We start from the raw sequence: 14,060 nt of genomic DNA, 5'->3' as shown, positions 1-14,060 counted from the left end.
CGTCCACATCATGCCTTGCGCTCTTTGTCTGCCGCCTGTCATCGTCCGGGGTCTCCCCCGGGTCGCGCCCACATTAGTCGAGGAAACCGGCTGGTGCGAGGGTAAATCTCCCCGCGCGTCGCCGCGACGGGGAAATGGCGCGGAAAATGCGGCGCGAACGGCCCGCCCGGCGGCCAAACGCGGCATATCTGGTGGCCCGGGTCGCCCTGGCCACCCGATCTGGCGCTTTGCGGACGGGCCAGGCGGCAACCGATTCTCCCCGCCCGTCGGTGCCGCGCGGCCTCTGGAAAACCCCGGGCCGGGCGGCTAGGTGTGGTGCAAACCGCGATCACCGAAAAGGACATCCCGATGACCGACAGTCTGACCCCCGCCTTCGTCGCCCTCGATCTCGACACGCTGGCCGAAGCGCCCGGGCGGGTCGTGGTGCTGGCCGATGCCGATGGCCGCCTCGACAAGGGCGCGCGCCGCATCAACCGGCTGACCCGCGGCGCGCTGGCGCGGCTGGTCGAAAGCGAGAAGTTCGCCAAGTCCAAGCCCGGCGACAGCTTTGCGATGGACTGGCCCACCGGCATGGCCGCCGAGGCGGTGCAGGTGGTGCGCATCGACCGCAAGATGGGGGCCGACGACGCGCGCAAGGCCGGCGGCGCGATCGGCAAGGAGGGGCTGGGCAAGCCGGTGCTGGTGCTCGCGGGCAGCCTGCGCCACATCCCCGAGATCGCGCTGGGCGCGATGCTGCGCGCCTATGACTTCTCGGACCACAAGACCGGCGAGGACGACAAGAAGGCCCCCGGCAGCCTGACCTTCGCGGTCGCCAAACCCGAAGTGCTGACGGCGCAGGCGGGCGACCTGGCGGCGGTGGCCTCGGGCGTGTTCCTGGCCCGCGACCTGGTCAACGAACCGGCCAACGTGCTCAGCACCACCGAGTTCGCCCGCCGCATCGAAGGGCTGCGTGACCTAGGCGTCGAGGTCGAGATCCTCGAGGAGGCGGAGCTTGAAAAGCTCGGCATGGGCGCGCTCCTGGGGGTCGGGCAGGGCTCGGAAAGCCCGTCGAAACTGGCGGTGATGCAGTGGTCGGGCGGCAAGAAGGGCACCGCGCCGCTGGCGCTGGTGGGCAAGGGCGTGGTGTTCGACACCGGCGGCATCAGCCTGAAGCCGGCCCTGGGCATGGAAGAGATGACGATGGACATGGGCGGCGCCGGCACCGTCGCGGGGGTGATGAAGGCGCTGGCGCTGCGCAAGGCGCCGGCCAACGTGGTCGGGCTGGTGGGCCTGGTCGAGAACATGCCTGACGGGCGCGCCCAGCGCCCCGGCGACGTGGTGAAATCCATGAAGGGCGACACCATCGAGGTGATCAACACCGACGCCGAGGGCCGTTTGGTGCTGGCCGATGTGCTGTGGTATGCGCAGGAACGGTTCAAGCCCGCCGGCGTGATCGACCTGGCCACGCTCACCGGGGCCTGCGTGATCGCGCTGGGCCATGAAAACGGCGGCGTGTTTTCCAACGACGATGAGTTCTGCAAGACCTTCCTCAAGGCCGCCGACACCGAGGGCGAGGGCGCCTGGCGGCTGCCGCTGGGCGAGGCCTATGACAAGCAGCTCAAAAGCCGCGTGGCCGACATGAAGAACGTTGGCGGGCGGCCCGGCGGCGCGATCACGGCGGCGCAGTTCCTCAAGCGCTTTGTCAAGGACGACACGCCGTGGATTCACCTCGACATCGCCGGGGTCGCCAGCCGGTCGGAAGACACCGTGCTGGCCCCCAAGGGCGCGACCGGCTGGTTCGTGCGCAGCCTCGACCGGCTGGTGCGCGACACCTGCGAGGGCTGACATGGGCGCGGCCTATTTCTACCACATGACCCGCACGCCACTCGAGGCGACGCTGCCGGTGCTGCTGGAGAAATCGCTCGACGCGGGCTGGCGGGTGGCGGTGCGGGGGGTGGAAGCGGCCCGACTCGACTGGCTCGACCAGAAGCTGTGGCTGGGACCGGAGGAGCGGTTCCTGCCGCACGGGCTGGCGGGCGGGCCGCATGACGGCGACCAGCCGATCCTGCTGACCACCGCCACCGAGGCCGCCAACCGTCCCGATTGCCTGGTTTCGATCGACGGCGCCGGGATCAGCCCGGACGAGGTCGCCGCGATGGCGCGCGTGATGATCCTGTTCGACGGCAACGCCCCGGATGCCGTCGAGACCGCCCGCGACCAGTGGCGCACCCTGACCGAGGCGGGGGCGCCGGCGAAATACTGGAGCCAGGAAAGCGGACGTTGGGAGATGAGGGCGGAACGCTAAAGATCACATAGGCTTGCGGGGCGTTGTTCATGTGTCACACGAGGTGCGCCGTTCCGAGGTCACGCCGGGCCGCAACGGCCGCGCCGTGAGTATTTTTGCCAAGATGAAGACGGATTTGCGCGCGCGTTAACCTTAACGGCTTCTTTGCGCCTGAAATACCTTGGGGGGAGCGGGCGCCTCGCCTGCGAGGCGGTCGTGCGGGCAACGCCCCCCTGCGGGCCTGCAGGTTCAGCGCGTCAGGATCAGCATGTCGTCGGCGATCTCGATGTGCGAGAAGCGCCTGAGATAGGCCATGCCCAGCAGCGAGCGGTCCATCGCGCCCTCGTTGATCCAGACCTCCAGGTTGCGGTCCTCGATCTCGCCCAGCGTGATGCGCTCGATGGTGGCGCGCGCGGTGCGCACCACGCCGTTGGCGGTCATCGCGGTGCCGGTATACGTCAGCGCCTCGGGGTCGATGCCGACCCGGCGCGCGTCGGCCTTGGTCAGCACCACGTCGGTCGCGCCGGTGTCGACCACGAATTCCACCGGCTCGCCGTTGAGCCGCGCGGTCAGGTAGAAATGCCCGTCGAACATGCGCGGCACCTCGACCTGGCCGGTCGACAGCACCGACTGGCGCGGGGCGAGGTCGCGCTGGATGTCGGTCCAGAGGCCGTAGCTGGCGATCATGCCGACGAAGATCAGCGCCCAGATCATCGCCTGTTGCGCCATCTTGCCCAGGTTCTTGCGGTTCTGGGCAAAGAAATACCCCGCCACGACCGCGCCGAGCAGGGCCAGATAGGTGAAACGTGCGATGTCGAAGTTGTCCATGAGGCGGATATAGGCACGCGGCGACGCGCCGTCCATGCCGGCCTCAGCCGAGAAAGCCGAAATCCGCCAGACCGTCCAGCACGAACTGCACCGCCAGTGCCGCCAGCAGCATGCCGAACAGCCGCGTCAGCACCTTGATGCCGGTCTCGCGCAGGATGCGTTCGATCAGGCTGCTGGACAGGAAGAACACCAGCACCACCGCCAGCACCGCGACCATCACCAGGTGCACCGCGACGAGGTCGAGCACGCTGTCGGTCTGCCCGGCCAAGAGGATCATCGCCGCCATCGTGCCCGGCCCGGCGATCAGCGGCGTGGCCAACGGGAACACCGAGGGGTCTTCGTCGGGGTGCAGGCCCGGTTCGGACTGGTCCTCGCGCCGCTTGGCGCGGCGTTCGAACAGCATGTCGAGCGCGGTCAGGAACAGAAGCAGCCCGCCCGCGATGCGAAACGCCGGCATCGAGATGCCGAGAAAGCCCAGAACCTGTTCGCCCAGCAGCCCGAACAGCGTCAGAAGCACCGCCGCGACCGCCACCGCGCGCAGCGCGATCACCCGCCGCTCGGCATGGCGCGCGCCCTGCGTCAGCGCCAGGAAGATCGGCATCAGCCCGATCGGGTCGATCACCACGAAAAGCGTGACAAAGGCCGGGATGAGGGCATCGGCGTTCAAGCGGGGGTTCCTTCGGCTCTCAGGCCAGACTGGCAGCGGCGCCGGGCGAAGGCAAGCGCCTCAGCCCAGCCAGCGCGCGTAGTCCGAGACCAGCAGGCGGTCGGGCGCCTCGTCCTCCTCGACCTCGGCAAAACGGCCAAGGGGCTCGCGAAACAGGTTGTCGGTGGTGTCGTCGTTCACCGTCGAGACCTCGCCGATCAGCACGTCGCCGCCCTCGCCCCAGAAGGCGTGCCAGTCGCCGGGCATCAGGGTGACGCTTTCGCCGGGGGCCAGGCGGATGACCTCGCCGGGGGCGAAGGCGCGCGGGACGCCGTCGCAGAACACGGTGCCGCCGGCGGTCTCGTCGAAATTGCCCTCGGCGTTGGAGCCGAAAAGCTCGATCGCCAGCGTCGCCCCGCCGCGGTTGATGATGTCCTCGGCCTTGATCATGTGGCGGTGCATCGGGCTGATCTGGTCCCGGCGCGAGATCAGCAGCTTTTCGGCATAGCACATGCCTCCGGCGGCCCGCAGGTCGGCCTGCCGTCCGTTGCGCAGGGTGAACAGAAAAAGCCCCAGCCGGTCGAAATCGCCCTGGCCATAATCGGTGACATCCCAGCCCAGCCCGGCCTCGATCACGCCGCGGGCCTCGGGTGCGCGGGCGCGAAATTCCTGCGGCGTCCAGGCGGCGAACGGCGGCAGGGCAAAGCCGAATTGCCGGATCATCTCGCCCGCTTCGGCGATGATCCGGTTGATCTGCGAGCGTTTCATCGGTGTCTCCGGCGTCGTTCGGGCGCGTGCTACTCGATGCCGTTTTCCCGCTGCACCGCGCGCACGAAGGCCACGATAGTCTCGACCTCGGCGCGTGTCACGCCCTCGACCGGGGGCATGTCGCCGAACTGCCAGTGATGCGCGCGCACGCCGTTTTGCGCCGCCAGCAGGAAGGCCGCGTCGCCGTGGTGGTTCGGCTCGTAGATGCGGTGGATCAGCGGCGGGCCCTTGTCGGTGCCGCCGCCGTTCTCGCCGTGGCACGAGGCGCAGAAGGCGGTGAAGGCGCGCTGGCCGGTCGCCGCCTTGCCGGTGAGCGAGGCGGGCATGGCGATTTCAGGGCCACCCGGGGCGGCACCGTCGGGCGGCGGCGGGGTGGTGCGGGGATAGAGGGCGAATGCCAGCCCCGCCACCACGGCAAGGCCCAGGGCCAACCAGTATTTCATGCGTGTCTCTCCGCTGTTGCGGTGGCCGGTTTAGGAGGTTCTGCCGGTGGAAGGTCAAGCGCGGGATTTTCACAGCCGCGTGAGCCGGGCGCGCGTCAGTCGATGCCGTTGGCGCGCTGCACCGCGCGCAGGAACGCCACGATGGTCTCGGCCTCGGCCTGGGTCAGCCCCTCGGTCGGGGGCATCGCGCCGAACGGCCAGTGATGCGCGCGGATGCCCTCCACCGACGAGGTCGCCAACTCGGCGTCGGTGTGGTGTTCGCTGTCGTAGATCCGGTGGACCAGCGGCGGCCCCTTGCCACCGATGCCGCCGGCGTTGGGGCCGTGACACGCGGCGCATTCGGCGTCGGCATAGGCCTGCCGGCCGGTCTCGGCGGGGCCGTCGAAGGCCGCCGGCATCGAGACCTCGATGATCTCGCCGCTGGCGGTCACCGGCGTGGTCTTGCGGCCCCAGGGCGAAAAGATGAACGCCAGCCCGGCCACGATCACCAAGCCTCCGGCCAACCAGCCCTTCATCGGCATGTCTCCCCGTTTCCCGGCCGCATCACCCGCTCACACCGCCTTGAGCAGCGGCGCCGGGCAGCGCCCCTCGGCCCAGGCGCGCGCGGCCTGTCCGAAAGCGGTGAACAAGGGGCGCGAGACCGGGTCGTTGGCGGCGTTGTATTCCGGGTGCCACTGCACCGCCAGCGCAAAACCGGGTGCGTCCTCGACATAAAGCGCCTCGGGGGTGCCGTCGTCGGCCCAGCCGTCGACGTTGATGCGCCGCCCGGGCCGGTTGATGCCCTGGCCGTGCAGGGTATTGGTCATCACGTCCTGCGACCCCAGGAGCCGGTGAAACACGCCGCCCTCGGTGAAATGCACCGCGTGGCGGATGGCGAATTTCTCGTCGATCGTGCCCTCGGGCGGCATGCGGTGGTTCATCCGTCCCGGCAGGTCGCGAATCTCGGGGTAGAGCGTGCCGCCCATCGCCACGTTGACCTCCTGAAAGCCGCGGCAGATGCCCAGGAAGGGCTGGCCGCGCTCGACGCAGGCGCGCACCAGCGGCAGCACGATGGCATCGCGGCAGCGGTCGAAATCGCCATGCGCGGCGGTCGGCGTCTCGCCGTATTCCTCGGGGTGGACGTTGGGGCGCCCGCCGGTCAGCAGAAAGCCGTCGAACACCTCGAGCAGTTCGGCGACATCGACGTAATGCGGATCGGCCGGGATCAGAAGCGGCATCGCACCGGCCACCTCGGCCACCGCCTGCGAATTCATCACGCCGCCGGCATGGGCCGGGTAGTCGTCGCCCAGCAGGGCCGAATTGCCGATGATGCCGATGACCGGACGCCGCATGGTCTGCCTCGCGCGCTGCTATCATACCGAGTTTTCAGGCAGGGTATCGCCCGAACGCGCGAAGGGGAAGGGGCAGGCGTTGTATCCGTCACCCCGGTCGATCAACGCCGGCCCTCGCGTCGATCTTGCAAGCAAGGTTGCCTGCCGGGGGGCAACCGTGCCGGTGGCACGGTCGCTCAGGCAGGTTCGGTTCGCGCGGCATGCCGAACGATGGGGGCAGAGCCCCCAGCCCGGGCCGGGGGACGCTGTCCCCCGGACCCCCTGGAGTATTGATGCCAAGATGAAGCTGCGCACGCATGGTTTCGCGCCCGTTAACCCTTTCGTGAGATAACCTGTCGCGTGCACGAAAGTGGTATCCGTGCCTCGACCCCGGCATATCAAAACCGGAGAAGAGGCAGCCGGGACACCGAAGACCACCTGATGAAGGTGCAGGCGAGGCTCTGCGCCCGGCGAAGGAACACTTGCCCCAAGGCGGGCCCGCCACTTTACCCCTTGTGAGTATGTGAGCGACCGAGACCCAGACACCCCGGCCGGAAAACCGGCACGGGGCAAAAGGCGTTCACCCGGCGCGGTGGGCTTTCAGTTCCAGCCGTCGCGCATGCAGCACCGGCTCGGTATAGCCCGAGGGCTGCACCCGGCCGCGGAACACCAGGTCACAGGCGGCCTGGAAGGCCAGGCCGTCGAACCCCGGCGCCATCGGCACATAGGCCGGGTCGTCCGCATTCTGGCGGTCGACCACCTCGGCCATGCGGTGCATCGCGTCCATCACCTGATTGCGCGTCACCACGCCGTGATAGAGCCAGTTGGCCAGCGCCTGCGAGCTGATCCGGCAGGTGGCGCGGTCTTCCATCAGCCCGACATCGTGGATATCGGGCACTTTCGAACAGCCCACCCCCTGGTCGACCCAGCGCACCACGTAGCCCAGGATGCCCTGGGCGTTGTTCTCGATCTCGTCGCGGATCTCGTCGTCCGACCAGTTCTGCCCGCGCGCGAGCGGGATGGTCAAAAGCGCGTCGAGCGTGCCGCGCGGCCCGCCTGCGGCGATCTCGTCCTGCCGGGCGGCCACGTCGATCCTGTGGTAATGGGTGGCGTGCAGCGTGGCGGCGGTGGGCGAGGGCACCCAGGCGCAGTTGGCCCCTGCGCCGGGATGGGCGATCTTTTCCTCGAGCATCGCCGCCATCAGGTCGGGGGCCGCCCACATGCCCTTGCCGATCTGGGCACGGCCGCGCAGCCCGGCGGCCAGCCCGATGTCGACGTTGCGTTCCTCGTAGCTCTTGATCCAGGCGGTGTTCTTCATCTCGCCCTTGCGCACCATCGGCCCGGCCTCCATCGAGGTGTGGATCTCGTCGCCGGTGCGGTCGAGAAAGCCGGTGTTGATGAAGGCGACGCGGTGACGCGCGGCGCGGATGCATTCCTTGAGGTTGGCCGAGGTGCGGCGTTCCTCGTCCATGATGCCCAGTTTCACGGTGTGGCGCGGCAGGCCGAGCACGTCCTCGACGCGGGCGAAGATCTCGTCGGCGAAGGCGACCTCGTCGGGGCCGTGCATCTTGGGCTTGACCACGTAGACCGAGCCGCGCGCCGAGTTCCCCGGCCCGCGCCCCTGCAAATCGTGCATGGCAATGAGCGTGGTGATCATCGCATCCATCAGCCCCTCGGGCACGTCCTGGCCGTCACGGTCGCGCACCGCCGGGTTGGTCATCAGGTGGCCGACGTTGCGCACCCACAGCAGCGAGCGGCCCTTGAGCGTCAGCTCCGTTCCATCAGGCGCCGTATAGGTCCGGTCGGGGTTGAGCCGCCGGGTAAAGGTCTTGCCGCCCTTGGTGACTTCTTCCGTCAGCGTGCCGGTCATCAGGCCCAGCCAGTTGGAATAGGCCGCGACCTTGTCCTCGGCATCGACGCAGGCGACGGAATCCTCGCAATCCATGATCGTGGACACCGCCGATTCGAGCACCACGTCGGAGATTCCCGCCGGGTCGGTGCGGCCGACCGGGGTGGTCGGGTCGATCACGATCTCGAGGTGCAGGCCATTGACCGCCAGGAGCACCGCCTCGGGCGCGTCGGGGGCGCCGCGAAAGCCCTTGAACTGCGCCGGATCGGCCAGCGCCGGGGCGAGGGCGCCATCCGTGATCGTCAGTTGCGACACATCGGCCCATTGCCCCGAGGCCAGCGGCACCACCGCGTCCAGATGGTCCTTGGCCCAGGCCACCACCCGCGCGCCGCGCGCGGCGTCGAAGCCCTTGCCCTCGGGCCGGTCGCCCAGCGCATCGGTGCCGTAGAGCGCGTCGTAAAGGCTGCCCCAGCGCGCGTTGGCGGCGTTGAGCGCGAAACGCGCGTTGGTGATCGGCACCACCAGTTGCGGGCCGGAGACCCTGGCGATCTCGGGGTCGACATTCTCGGTGTCGATGGTGAAATCCGGCCCCTCCGGCACCAGGTAGCCGATGTCCTCGAGCATCGTGCGATAGTCGGCCTGGTCCACCCGCTCGCCCTTGCGCGCCGCGTGCCAGGCGTCGATCTTCTGCTGCAACTCCTCGCGTTTTTGCAGCAGCGCGCGGTTCTTCGGGCCAAGCTCGTGCACCAGGTCGGAAAACCCCTGCCAGAACTCCTCCGCCGCCACGCCGGTGCCGGGCAGCGCCCGGTCCTCGATGAACCGGGCCAGTTCAGGGGCGATGCTGAGGCCGGATTTCTCGGTGCGTCTGTCCATGGGATTTCCCTGCATACATTGGTGTGCCGCGGTTCCGGGCGTGTTTATGAAAAAAGTTTCCTATAGGCAACAGACGAGGCCCGGGGCGGGCGAAAAAGGCGGCTCTGGACCGACGCCCGCGCAGGCCACGCGCAATAAAGCGCCCGCCAGCAAAAAGGCCGCACCCGAAGGCGCGGCCTCGTCTGTCACCTCGCGGCAGGGTCAGCCGACCAGCTCGAGCCCCGAGAAGAAATAGGCGATCTCTTCGGCGGCGGTTTCCGGCGCGTCCGAGCCGTGGACCGAGTTTTCGCCCTTGGACAGCGCGAAATCCTTGCGGATGGTGCCGTCGGCGGCTTCGGCCGGGTCGGTCGCGCCCATCACGTCGCGGTACTTGGCGATCGCGTTCTCGCCTTCGAGCACCTGCACCACCACCGGCTCGGACACCATGAACTCGCACAACTCGCCGAAGAACGGGCGCTCGCGGTGCACGCCGTAGAAGGTTTCGGCCTGGGCCTTGGTCATGTGGATGCGTTTCTGCGCGATGATGCGCAGGCCGGCGGCCTCGATCTTGGCGTTGATCGCGCCGGTCAGGTTGCGCTTTGTGGCGTCGGGCTTGATGATCGAAAAGGTGCGTTGAATGGCCATGTCGGTCCTCTTGTCTCTTTCGGGGCGGACCCCGGTTTCATGTATGAAATCCCGCGCGCCTCTAGCATGGGGGGCGGCGATTGAAAAGCCGCGATCGGGGCCGGGCCGGGCGGTGGTTTCATTTGGTAGCGCAAACCCCGCCGCCCCGGCTTGGCGATGCGTCCGGGCGCTGCTAGGGAAGGGAAACCGTCACATCAAGGATACCGCCATGAACGCCTCGCCCGTCGTCTTTGCAGACCGAATGCTGTCGCTCGGTCTTGCCCGAGTCTCCGAAGCGGCCGCGATGGCCTCGGCCAAGCTGGTGGGGCGCGGCGACGAGAAGGCGGCCGACCAGGCCGCAGTCAACGCGATGCGCGACCAGCTCAACCTGCTCGATATCAAGGGCGTGGTGGTGATCGGCGAGGGCGAGCGCGACGAAGCCCCGATGCTGTTCATCGGCGAGGAGGTCGGCACCGGTAACGGCCCAGAGGTCGACATCGCGCTCGACCCGCTGGAGGGCACCACCCTGACCGCCAAGGACATGCCCAACGCCCTGACCGTGATCGCCATGGCGCCGCGCGGCACGCTGCTTCATGCCCCCGATGTCTACATGGACAAGCTGGCGATCGGCCCGGGCTATCCCGTAGGCGTCGTCAGCCTCGAGATGAGCCCGGCAGAGCGGGTCAAGGCGCTGGCCAAGGCGCGCGGCTGCGACACCTCGGATATCACCGTGTGCGTGCTGGAACGCCCGCGCCACGAGGCGATGATCGCCGAGATCCGCGAAACCCGCGCCGCGATCCGGCTGATCACCGATGGCGACGTGGCCGGGGTGATCCACACCGCCGAGGCGGAAGTGACGGGCATCGACATGTACATGGGCTCGGGCGGCGCACCCGAGGGGGTGCTGGCGGCCTCGGCCCTGAAATGCATGGGCGGGCAGATGTGGGGCCGGCTGACCTTTCGCAACGACGACGAACGCGGCCGCGCCGCCAAGGCCGGCATCACCGACCTCGACCGGATCTATTCGCGCGACGAGATGGTCACGGCGGACGTGATCTTTGCCGCCACCGGCGTCACCGACGGCTCGATCCTGCGCGGCATCAAGCGCGAGCCGGACTGGCTCGAGACCGAGACGCTCCTGATGCGCTCGCGCTCCGGCTCGGTCCGGCGCATGACCTACCGCAACCCGACCACGCGGGTGGGGCTATGAAACCGCGCGCGCTGATCCTGATCGACATCCAGGAAGGGTGGGACGACCCTTTCTGGGGGGCACGCAACAACCCGGGGGCCGAGGCCAACGCCGGGCGGCTGCTTGAGCACTGGCGCGCCGCCGGCCAGCCGGTGTTTCACGTCCAGCACCTGTCGACCAACCCCGACAGCCCGCTGCACCCGAGCTTCGGCAAGACCGGCTTCAAGCCCGAGGTGATGCCGATTGCGGGTGAGCCGGTGATCGCCAAATCGGTCAACTCCGCCTTCATCGGCACCGACCTCGAGGCGCGGCTGCGCCCCGACGGGATCGAGCAACTGGTGATCTGCGGGTTGACCACGCCGCACTGCGTCTCGACGACCGTGCGCATGGCGGGCAACCTCGGGTTTTCCGTCGATCTGGTGCATGACGCCTGCGCGGCGGTGGCGCGCAATGTCGATACAAGCTGGCGCGGCGGCGGCAAGGCGGAACCGAAGTGGATACACCAGGCCGCGCTCGACCAGCTCAACGGCGAGTTCGCGCGGGTGGTGGCGACGGGGGATCTCATCGGCTGAGGGGCAGGGCGGGCGTTCCCGGCGCCAAACCCCGTCCGGCCACACTGGCCGGGCAGCGCTGCCCTCGTGTCACCATCGGAGCGGGCGCGGGGCCACGAGGGGTCAGCGCGGCCGGGGCCATCTGCCCGCACTGGACCTTGGCCGCCCGTCGCCCTAGACCTGCCGCATGTCCGCGTTTCTCGATGTCGAAACCTCGCTCACCGGCCGCCGCTGGATCGGCCCTTCGGTCGAACACGCCCGCCAGGCCGAGGCGCTGGCGCAGGCGACGCGACTGCCTGCCGCCGTCTGCGCGGTGTTGGCGCGGCGCGGCGTCGAGGCGGCGGATGCGGACGCCTTCCTTGCCCCCACCATCAAGGACACGCTGCCCGATCCGCGCGGGCTGCGCGACATGGAGACCGCCGCCGCGCGCCTGCTGCAAGCGGTCGACAAGGGCGAGCGGGTGGCGGTGTTTGCCGATTACGATGTCGACGGCGGCGCCTCGGCGGCGCTCATCATCGACTGGATGCGCCACTTCGGCCAGCGCCCGACGCTCTATATCCCCGACCGGATCGACGAGGGTTATGGCCCCAACGTGCCCGCGATGGAGATGCTGGCCGAAGATCACCCGCTGATCGTCTGCGTCGACTGCGGCACCCTCAGCCATGAACCGATCGCGGCGGCGGTGGCCAAGGGCGCGGAGGTCATCGTGCTCGACCACCACCTGGGCGGCGAGACGCTGCCGCCCGCACTGGCCGTGGTCAACCCCAACCGGCAGGACGAGGCGGGCGCGCCCGGCTATCTCTGCGCCGCCGGGGTGGTGTTCCTGTTGCTGGTGGAAATGGGCCGCAGGCTGCGCGAGGCCGGGCGCGCCGGGCCTGACCTGATCTCGATGCTCGACCTGGTGGCGCTGGCCACGGTGGCCGATGTGGCACCCCTGGTCGGGGCCAACCGGGCGCTGGTGGTGCAGGGGCTCAAGATCATGGCGCGGCGCGCCCGCCCCGGGCTGGTGGCGCTGGCGGACGTGGCCCGGATGAACGAGGCACCGCGCCCCTATCACCTCGGCTTTCTGCTGGGGCCACGGGTGAACGCGGGCGGGCGCATCGGCAAGGCCGACCTCGGCGCGCGGCTCTTGGCCACCACCGACGCAAACGAGGCGGCGGCTATGGCGGCGAGGCTCGACCAGTTGAACGACGAGCGGCGCGAGATCGAGGCGGGCGTGCTGGCCGGCGCGCTGGCGCAGGCCGAGGAGCGCGGGCTTGACGCGCCGCTGGTCTGGGCTGCCCATGACGGCTGGCACCCCGGCGTGGTCGGCATCGTCGCGGCGCGGCTGAAAGAGGCCGCGCACCGCCCCGCCGTGGTGATCGGGTTCGACGGCGACGAGGGCAAGGGCTCGGGCCGCTCGGTCTCGGGCATCGACCTGGGCGCGGCGGTGCACAAGCTGGCCGCCGAGGGGCTGATCGCGCGCGGTGGCGGGCACAAGATGGCCGCAGGGCTGACGCTGAGCCGCGCACAACTTGAGCCTGCGATGGCGCGGCTGGCGGACTTGCTGGCAAAACAGGGCGCGGGCGCGCTGGGGCCGCGCGACCTGGTGCTGGACGGGCTGATGATGCCGGGGGCCGCGACCACCGAGCTGATCGAGACGATCGAGGCCGCCGGCCCCTTCGGCGCAGGCGCCCCCGCGCCGCGATTCGCCCTTCCCGACATGCGCATCGAGTTCGCCAAGCAGGTCGGCGCCAACCACCTGAAACTGGGCTTGGGCGACGGGCTGGGCGCGCGGCTCGAGGCGATCGCCTTCGGCGCCTTCGACGGCCCGCTCGGCCCGGCGCTGGCCGGCCACGGCGGCGCGCGGTTCCACCTGGCCGGGCGGCTGGAGCTGAACCACTGGAACGGCCGGGTAACGCCGCAACTGCGCCTCGAGGACGCCGCGCGGGCATGAGCGCCGCGGCGCGCAAAGTTTTTTCAGGACGGCCAAAGAATCCGCTTGCCCTTGCGCCGCCGTTTTCCTAGAACCCGCGGCACCAACAGCGCGGCCCGTTCGTCTATCGGTTAGGACGCCAGGTTTTCAACCTGGAAAGAGGGGTTCGATTCCCCTACGGGCTGCCACTTCCTCTTGTAAGCGCATGTTTTCATTGAGAATTTCTCGGGACAGCACTTGCGGCCAGCCATCAAGTATACCATCCCAGAAATGGTTGAGAACATCCGATCAAAGCCCTTGGCGCGTCCTTGGCCTCGGGCGGCAGGGCCGGGACCTTGAGGGAGCGCGCCACCTGATCGCGGGACATGCCGAGCTTGCGGGTGGCTTCGGACTTGCCGTGTGGCCTGCGCCGGGAGGACTGGTTGCGCAACTTGCGCAGTCAGTCTTTTCCCCGTGATCCGCACCCACTCAGCCACGAGTCCCGCGCGCTCGATCTAGCTGATCTCACGGCGGTGAAGGTTAGTTTCAAACCCGCTGCAGCAAATCGCTCCAATGATCTTTGTTCAGCTTTTTCACCAAGCAGACCTTGATGCGGTGAGGCCCAGGCCCGTGCGCACAAGAATGTGCAACTTCTCCGTTGAGCATCTGGTCACACATGACGTAACCGAAAAGCGCCGGGTGGCTTGTCCTCGAACCTACTCCACCAGATGTCCTATCCCAGAACAATTCCCGCGAAAGGTCGGATGCTCTGTATTCGGCAGTTTGCCAGTCCATTGGGTGGCGACGAACAAAAACACTGAAATCGTCGTCAGGCATATGCGC

General features: G+C 68.7%; 14 protein-coding genes and 1 tRNA gene. 6 read left to right on the top strand and 9 right to left on the bottom strand.

All coding sequences use genetic code 11. The annotated features are described in order from the left end of the window. Positions 1-348: 348 nt before the first annotated feature. Entirely contained in the window at positions 349-1,824 is a 1,476-nt protein-coding gene (locus FVF75_RS08780) for a leucyl aminopeptidase (RefSeq protein WP_148377596.1), read from the top strand. Between the two features lies 1 nt (position 1,825). After that, a complete protein-coding gene (locus FVF75_RS08775) occupies positions 1,826-2,284 on the top strand; it encodes a DNA polymerase III subunit chi (RefSeq protein WP_148377595.1) in 459 nt (152 codons plus the stop codon). 228 nt (positions 2,285-2,512) lie between these two features. Here FVF75_RS08775 and FVF75_RS08770 read toward each other — a convergent pair whose 3' ends face one another. The 8 genes from FVF75_RS08770 to ndk form a co-directional block, all read right to left on the bottom strand. Then, a complete protein-coding gene (locus FVF75_RS08770) occupies positions 2,513-3,127 on the bottom strand; it encodes a retropepsin-like aspartic protease family protein (protein WP_246138042.1) in 615 nt (204 codons plus the stop codon). Positions 3,128-3,134: 7 nt separating this feature from the next. Next, a complete protein-coding gene (locus FVF75_RS08765; protein WP_148377594.1) occupies positions 3,135-3,758 on the bottom strand; it encodes a MarC family protein in 624 nt (207 codons plus the stop codon). Positions 3,759-3,818: 60 nt separating this feature from the next. Further along, positions 3,819-4,505, bottom strand: coding sequence for a D-lyxose/D-mannose family sugar isomerase (locus FVF75_RS08760; RefSeq protein WP_148377593.1), 687 nt, complete (start codon positions 4,503-4,505; stop codon positions 3,819-3,821). A 29-nt stretch (positions 4,506-4,534) separates the two neighbouring features. Continuing rightward, positions 4,535-4,948 carry a c-type cytochrome gene (locus FVF75_RS08755; protein WP_148377592.1) on the bottom strand — a complete coding sequence of 138 codons (414 nt, stop codon included), beginning with the start codon at positions 4,946-4,948 and terminating at the stop codon, positions 4,535-4,537. Positions 4,949-5,043: 95 nt separating this feature from the next. Further along, positions 5,044-5,463 carry a c-type cytochrome gene (locus FVF75_RS08750; RefSeq protein ID WP_187393024.1) on the bottom strand — a complete coding sequence of 140 codons (420 nt, stop codon included), beginning with the start codon at positions 5,461-5,463 and terminating at the stop codon, positions 5,044-5,046. Positions 5,464-5,499: 36 nt separating this feature from the next. Next, the gene (locus FVF75_RS08745) at positions 5,500-6,279 is read right to left on the bottom strand and encodes a gamma-glutamyl-gamma-aminobutyrate hydrolase family protein (protein WP_148377590.1); all 780 of its coding nucleotides are present in this window, start codon (positions 6,277-6,279) and stop codon (positions 5,500-5,502) included. A gap of 559 nt (positions 6,280-6,838) precedes the next feature. Continuing rightward, positions 6,839-8,980 carry a malate synthase G gene (locus FVF75_RS08740; RefSeq protein WP_148377589.1) on the bottom strand — a complete coding sequence of 714 codons (2,142 nt, stop codon included), beginning with the start codon at positions 8,978-8,980 and terminating at the stop codon, positions 6,839-6,841. 201 nt (positions 8,981-9,181) lie between these two features. Further along, positions 9,182-9,604: a nucleoside-diphosphate kinase gene (gene ndk, locus FVF75_RS08735; RefSeq protein WP_148377588.1), complete on the bottom strand. Its 423-nt coding sequence runs from the start codon at positions 9,602-9,604 to the stop codon at positions 9,182-9,184. Positions 9,605-9,812: 208 nt separating this feature from the next. Here ndk and glpX point away from each other — a divergent pair, with 208 nt between their 5' ends. From glpX to FVF75_RS08715, 4 genes are all read left to right on the top strand, one after another. Beyond that, a complete protein-coding gene (gene glpX, locus FVF75_RS08730; protein ID WP_148377587.1) occupies positions 9,813-10,793 on the top strand; it encodes a class II fructose-bisphosphatase in 981 nt (326 codons plus the stop codon). Further along, entirely contained in the window at positions 10,790-11,344 is a 555-nt protein-coding gene (locus FVF75_RS08725; RefSeq protein WP_148377586.1) for a cysteine hydrolase family protein, read from the top strand. The genes glpX and FVF75_RS08725 overlap by 4 nt, the downstream gene beginning before the upstream one ends. Before the next feature lie 166 nt (positions 11,345-11,510). Continuing rightward, entirely contained in the window at positions 11,511-13,259 is a 1,749-nt protein-coding gene (recJ, locus tag FVF75_RS08720; RefSeq protein ID WP_148377585.1) for a single-stranded-DNA-specific exonuclease RecJ, read from the top strand. A gap of 92 nt (positions 13,260-13,351) precedes the next feature. Further along, positions 13,352-13,426: transfer RNA gene (locus FVF75_RS08715), tRNA-Glu, on the top strand. Positions 13,427-13,763: 337 nt separating this feature from the next. Here FVF75_RS08715 and FVF75_RS08710 read toward each other — a convergent pair. Then, entirely contained in the window at positions 13,764-14,054 is a 291-nt protein-coding gene (locus tag FVF75_RS08710) for a hypothetical protein (RefSeq protein WP_148377584.1), read from the bottom strand. Positions 14,055-14,060 lie beyond the last annotated feature (6 nt).

Source organism: Maritimibacter fusiformis (genome assembly GCF_008086115.1).
GTDB classification, from domain to species: domain Bacteria; phylum Pseudomonadota; class Alphaproteobacteria; order Rhodobacterales; family Rhodobacteraceae; genus Muriiphilus; species Muriiphilus fusiformis.
This window is presented reverse-complemented; position numbering and strand designations above follow the sequence as displayed.

Excerpts from the sequence above, each read along its gene's own strand:
- FVF75_RS08780 (WP_148377596.1), top strand. The coding sequence starts at position 349 with ATGACCGACAGTCTGACCCCCGCCTTCGTCGCCCTCGATCTCGACACG.
- FVF75_RS08775 (WP_148377595.1), top strand. The coding sequence starts at position 1,826 with ATGGGCGCGGCCTATTTCTACCACATGACCCGCACGCCACTCGAGGCG.
- FVF75_RS08770 (WP_246138042.1), bottom strand. The coding sequence starts at position 3,127 with ATGGACGGCGCGTCGCCGCGTGCCTATATCCGCCTCATGGACAACTTC.
- FVF75_RS08760 (WP_148377593.1), bottom strand. The coding sequence starts at position 4,505 with ATGAAACGCTCGCAGATCAACCGGATCATCGCCGAAGCGGGCGAGATG.
- FVF75_RS08755 (WP_148377592.1), bottom strand. The coding sequence starts at position 4,948 with ATGAAATACTGGTTGGCCCTGGGCCTTGCCGTGGTGGCGGGGCTGGCA.
- FVF75_RS08750 (WP_187393024.1), bottom strand. The coding sequence starts at position 5,463 with ATGAAGGGCTGGTTGGCCGGAGGCTTGGTGATCGTGGCCGGGCTGGCG.
- FVF75_RS08745 (WP_148377590.1), bottom strand. The coding sequence starts at position 6,279 with ATGCGGCGTCCGGTCATCGGCATCATCGGCAATTCGGCCCTGCTGGGC.
- FVF75_RS08740 (WP_148377589.1), bottom strand. The coding sequence starts at position 8,980 with ATGGACAGACGCACCGAGAAATCCGGCCTCAGCATCGCCCCTGAACTG.
- ndk (WP_148377588.1), bottom strand. The coding sequence starts at position 9,604 with ATGGCCATTCAACGCACCTTTTCGATCATCAAGCCCGACGCCACAAAG.
- glpX (WP_148377587.1), top strand. The coding sequence starts at position 9,813 with ATGAACGCCTCGCCCGTCGTCTTTGCAGACCGAATGCTGTCGCTCGGT.
- FVF75_RS08725 (WP_148377586.1), top strand. The coding sequence starts at position 10,790 with ATGAAACCGCGCGCGCTGATCCTGATCGACATCCAGGAAGGGTGGGAC.
- recJ (WP_148377585.1), top strand. The coding sequence starts at position 11,511 with ATGTCCGCGTTTCTCGATGTCGAAACCTCGCTCACCGGCCGCCGCTGG.
- FVF75_RS08710 (WP_148377584.1), bottom strand. The coding sequence starts at position 14,054 with ATGCCTGACGACGATTTCAGTGTTTTTGTTCGTCGCCACCCAATGGAC.